We start from the raw sequence: 5280 nt of genomic DNA, 5'->3' as shown, positions 1-5280 counted from the left end.
TCCACCAGAGCAGCAGAGTCCGCAGCGACCACACTCGCCCGTGACTCGAAATGCGAACGGTGACGAGCAGCCGTCACCGCCACATCAGCCACCGACACCTCGGAACGACCCTCCAGCCAGTCCGCCCAACGACCCGCCTGCTCCCGCAGCGCAACCTCGTCACGACCGGACACGACCACCGGAAGGGGCCCGGTCGGAACCTCGGCAACCGGTTCGGCGGCCTCCCGGACGGCGGGGGCCTCTTCCAACACCACGTGGGCGTTCGTACCGCTCAGACCGAAGGAGGAGACGCCCGCGCGGCGGGTGCGCTCCGTGCCCCGCTCCCAGGCCCGGGCCTCCTGAAGCAGTTCGAGTCCGCTGTGGTCCCACTCGATCAGCGGGGTCGGCTCCTCGGCGTGCAGGGTCTTCGGAAGCACCCCGTGCTCCAGCGCCAGCACCATCTTGATCACGCCGATCACACCGGCAGCAGCCTGCGCGTGCCCGATGTTCGACTTCGACGAACCGAGCCAGACCGGCCGGCCTTCCTCTCGCCCGGGGCCGAAGACCTCGGCCAGCGCGCCCGCCTCGATCGGGTCGCCCAACGAGGTGCCCGTACCGTGCGCTTCGATCGCGTCGATGTCCGCCGGGGTCAGCCGGGCGGCCGACAGCGCGTCCTGGATGACCCGCTGCTGCGACGGCCCGTTCGGCGCGGTCAGACCCTGGCTGCGACCGTCCTGGTTGACCGCCGAACCACGGATCACGGCCAGGACGCGGTCACCGTCGCGCTGGGCGGCCGACAACCGCTTCAGGGCGATCACACCCACGCCCTCGGCCCAGCCGGCGCCGTCGGCGCCGGCCGAGAACGACTTGCAGCGGCCGTCCGCGGCCATGCCCTTCAGACGGGAGAACTCCACGAAGAGGGAAGGGGCGCTCATGACGGTGACTCCGCCCGCGAGGGCGAGTTCGCACTCGCCCTGCCGCAGGGCCTGCACCGCCAGGTGCAGGGCGACCAGGGAGGAGGAGCAGGCGGTGTCCACGGTGACGGCCGGGCCCTGGAGGCCCAGGGTGTAGGAGACGCGGCCCGACACCACGCTGGATGCCTTGCCGGTGCTGACGTATCCGTCGAGGGCGTCCAGATCGCGGCCCAGGTGGCCGTAGTCGGAGCTCATCGTGCCGAGGTAGACGCCGGTGCGGCTCTCCATCAGGGAGTCCGGGCGGATGCCGGCCCGCTCCAGGGCCTCCCACGAGGCCTCCAGGACCAGCCGCTGCTGCGGGTCCATGGAGACGGCCTCGCGCGGCGAGATCCCGAAGAACGAGGCGTCGAAGTCCTCGACCCCGTCGAGGAATCCGCCGTCCTGCGCGTACGTCTTGCCGACGGCCTCCGGGTCCGGGTCGTACAGGTCCAGGCCGGTCCAGCGCTCCGGCAGGCCGCCCACGGCGTCACCGCCCGAGGCGAGCAGCTCCCAGAAGCCCTCCGGGGTGTCGATACCACCCGGCAGCCGGCACGCCATCGACACGACAGCGATCGGTTCGGACTGCTTCGCCTCGAGGTCCGCCGCGCGCTTCTGCAGCGCGCGGATCGCCGGCAGGGCTGCCTGCATCCGGTCCTGGTTTGTATTCGACACCATCGAGCCTCTCTGCGCGGCACCGCGAGCCTTCAGGTCCTCGCGAACACCGCACGAGGACCCGACCAGCCAATCGGTGGACACTTGAGCCCGGGTCAACGTGACCTGGTGTGTCGACGGCCACGTCCTAGTCGAGGCTGAAGCCCTCCGCCGCGAACAGGGCGTCGAGCTCGGCGTTGAGGTCGTCGACGGACCGTTCGTCGTCGTCCGTGCCGTCAATGTCCCCGGCCGCCGCCACTGCTTCCGCTACCGCCACTGCTGCCTCTGCTGCCGTCGCCGCAGCCGGCGCTGCCGTCGCCTGCGCCTGCGCCACGAGGTCCATCCGGCTCAGGATCAGCCGGGAGATGTGCTCGGGCGTCGGGTGGTCGAAGGCGAGGGTCGCGGGCAGCGGCACCCCGCTCTCGGTCGCCAGGCGCCGGCGCAGCTCTACCGCCATCAGCGAATCGAGCCCGAGGCCCTTGAGGACCTCTTGGGGGGAGAGGGATCCGGTCGAGTTCAGGCCCAGTACGGCGGCCACCTCGCGCAGCACCAGCTCCGTCACCAGGTCCGCCCGCTGGTCCTCGGCCACGGCCAGGAGCCGTTCCCGCAGGCCGACCGGCCCGCCGGTGACGGCGGCCGGGGCCTCCGCACGGCGCAGCCGGGCCCGTACGAGGGAGCGGAACAGGGCGGGCGCGGTCCTGCCCTGGTCCACCTCGCCCTGTGCGGCCCGCAGATCGAGTTTCACGGGGACGAAGTTGCCGGCCGGGTGGGCGAGCGCCGCGTCGAGCAGGCTCAGGCCGTGGTCGAACGAGAGCGGGGCGATGCCCTGGCGGCGCATCCGGTCCAGTTCCGTCGTGCCGAGGTGCGAGGTCATGCCGACACCGGCCTGGTGCCACAGGCCCCAGGCGAGGCTGGTGACCGGACGGCCCTCGGACCGGCGGCGGACCGCGTACGCGTCGAGGCAGGCGTTGGCCGCGCCGTAGATGCTCTGTCCCGCCGTGCCGACGGTGCCGGCCGCGGAGGAGAAGAGCACGAAGGCGGCGAGGTCCAGGCCTGCGGTCAGCTCGTCGAGGTGGACGGCGCCGGTCATCTTGGGTGCCATCACACGAGCGAGCCGCTCCGGGGCCTGGCCGAGGAGGACACCGTCGTCCAGGACACCCGCGAGGTGCAGGACCGCAGTCCAGGGCCGACCCTCTTCAGCACGACCGAGCACCTTCGCCACGTCATCCCGACGACCGACATCACAGGCCTCCACCCGAACGCATTCCGCGCCTTCTTCCTTGAGCTGACGTACGAGTTCCGTGGCCCCGGGTGCGTCCGCGCCGCGCCGTGAGGTGAGGACGAGGTGCCGGACGCCGTGCCGGCGCACCAGGTGGCGGGCGACTTCGCGGCCGAGCTCGCCGACGCCGCCCGTGATCAGGACGGTGCCCTGCGGGTCGAGCGTGCGGGCCTCGCCGGTGGGCGCGGGCCGGTCCGCCGTGACCAGCCGGGCGGCCAGCAGCCGGCCGTCGCGCAGGGCGAGTTCCGGCTCGTCGGGGCAGGCCAGGGCGGCTTCGAGAGCGTCCTTGGCTGCGCCGTCACCGGTGAGGGCGCCGGTGACGTCCTCCGGGCCGAGGTCCACGAGGCGCAGGGTGCGTTCGGGGTGTTCCGCCCGGGCGGACCGGACCAGGCCCCACAAGGCGGCGTACGCGAGTCCGTCGAGCAGGTCGCCGTCCGCCGCGCCGACGCTTCCGCGGGTGACGAAGACGAGTTCGGTGGTGGCCAGACGTTCGTCCGCCAGCAGGGTCTGGAGCAGGCCGAGTGCGTACTCGCCGCCGCGGAACACGGCCTCGGACACGCTCGTGTCGAGCGTCTGCCCGGTGGTGTCCACGACGATGCGGGCGGGAGCCGGGCCCGCCGCCAGCCGGACGGCCAGGGCGTCGGGGCCGGGAACCGCCTCGATGCCGAGCAGCGAGGCGATTGCACCGGTGCCGCCGAGTACGAGGTCGGCCATACGACGCCCCGGGATCGCGGAGGCCGGTACGGGCTGGAAGGCGAGCCGGTGCAGGTCCTCGGTGCCGGAGGTGCGGGCGGCACGCAGCTGGTCGGCGGTGGCCCGGCGCAGGTGGAGCCCACCGACGCGGACGACGGGAGAGCCGGCCGCGTCGGCGGCCCAGACCCGGACCGACTGGCCCGTGGCGGACCGTTCGACGTCGATGCGGACGCGGAGCTCACCACTACCGGCCGCGAACAGCTCCACGTCGGTCCATTCGAACGGCAGCAGTGCTCCGTCGGGTTCCTGCTGCCCTGCCGTTGCGCCCTTCATCACGTGCAGGGCTGTGTCGAGCAGGGCCGGGTGCACGTTGTAGTCGGCGCCCGCAGCCGGCTCGGGGAGGCGGACCAGACCGTACGCGGTGTCGCCCTTGCGCCAGAGCTCGGCCAGGCCCCGGAAGGCCGGTCCGTAGTCGATGCCCTGAGCGCTGAAGCGGTCGTAGAACCCGTCGAGGCCGACCTGTTCCGCTCCGGGCACCGGCCAGCTGCGGAGCTCGGCGAACCCGTCCCCGCCGGGGTCGGGCGCGCCGTCCCGGGCGGGGTCGGGCGCGCCGTCCCGGGCGGGGTCGAGGAGCAGCTCGCCGCTCGCGTGGCGGGTCCAGGGGCCGCCGGACCCGTCGGGGCGGCTGTGGAGGGTGATCGGCCGGCGGCCCTGATGGGGGGCGCCCACGGTGATCTGGAGGCGTACGGCGTCCTCGATCACCAGTGGCTCGGCGAGGGTGAGCTCGGCGACACCGACGGCCCCGGCCTCGAAGGCGGCAGCCGTCGCCAGTTCGAGCAGGCCGGTGCCGGGGACGATGACCGATCCGAAGACGCCGTGGTCCCGTAGCCAGGGCTGGTCGGTGAGGGAGAGGCGTCCGGTGAAGACGTGGCCGTCGCCGTCGGCCAGTTCGATGCCCGCGCCCAGCCAGGGGTGCCGGGCGGCTTCGAGGCCGAGGGAGCCGGCGTCGCCGGACGGCTTCGGGACGGGGAGCCAGAATTGCTCGCGCTGGAAGGCGTACGAGGGCAGGCGAACCAGGTTTCCGGTGCCGGCGGCGAGGATGCGGTCCCAGTCGAAGTCGTGGCCCTGGACGTGGAGCAGACCGAGGTTGCGCAGGAGCTGGTCGGCGCAGCCGTCGCGGCGGCTGAGGGAGCCGACGACGATGCCGCCGCGTTCCGCACTGCCGTCGGTCAACGGCATCGACAGCACCGGGTGCGCCGAGATCTCGACGAACACACCGTGCCCGTCATCCAGCAGCCGCTCCAACGCCCGGTCGAACCGCACCGGTGCGCGCAGATTGCGGCACCAATACCCACCGTCCAACTCACTGCCGTCCGCGACCTGACCGGTGACCGTCGAATAGAACGCGATATCCGTCCCGCTCGGCACGATCCCGGTGAAACCCTCCGCCAAGGCAGGCAGCAACGGATCCATCTGCGCATTGTGGGACGCGTAGTCCACATTGATCTTGCGGGCATACACACCCCGCTCCGACAACTCCGCAACGATCTCGACGATCGCCTCCGCCTGGCCCGAGATCACCGTCGAGCCCGTCGTGTTCACCGCAGCGACGGAGAGAGCCTCGCCATAGGGGGCGAGGAACTCCTCGACCTCGCCCACCGGCCGCTCGATCAACGCCATACCGCCCTGACCCGCACACGCAAGAACCGCCTGCGAACGCTGGGC

The 5280-nt window shown here is 72.4% G+C and carries 2 protein-coding genes; both read right to left on the bottom strand.

The window, feature by feature from the left end; all coding sequences use genetic code 11:
* Nucleotides 1–1580: beta-ketoacyl synthase N-terminal-like domain-containing protein (locus ABZZ20_RS36515; protein ID WP_356877309.1), on the bottom strand; the 1580-nt coding region annotated here is incomplete at its 3' end.
* A 151-nt stretch (nt 1581–1731) separates the two neighbouring features.
* Nucleotides 1732–5280 (bottom strand): SDR family NAD(P)-dependent oxidoreductase (locus tag ABZZ20_RS36510; protein ID WP_356877307.1); only part of this gene is annotated, 3549 nt, incomplete at its 5' end.

Source organism: Streptomyces sp. NPDC006430 (genome assembly GCF_040612395.1).
GTDB lineage: Bacteria > Actinomycetota > Actinomycetes > Streptomycetales > Streptomycetaceae > Streptomyces.
This window is presented reverse-complemented; position numbering and strand designations above follow the sequence as displayed.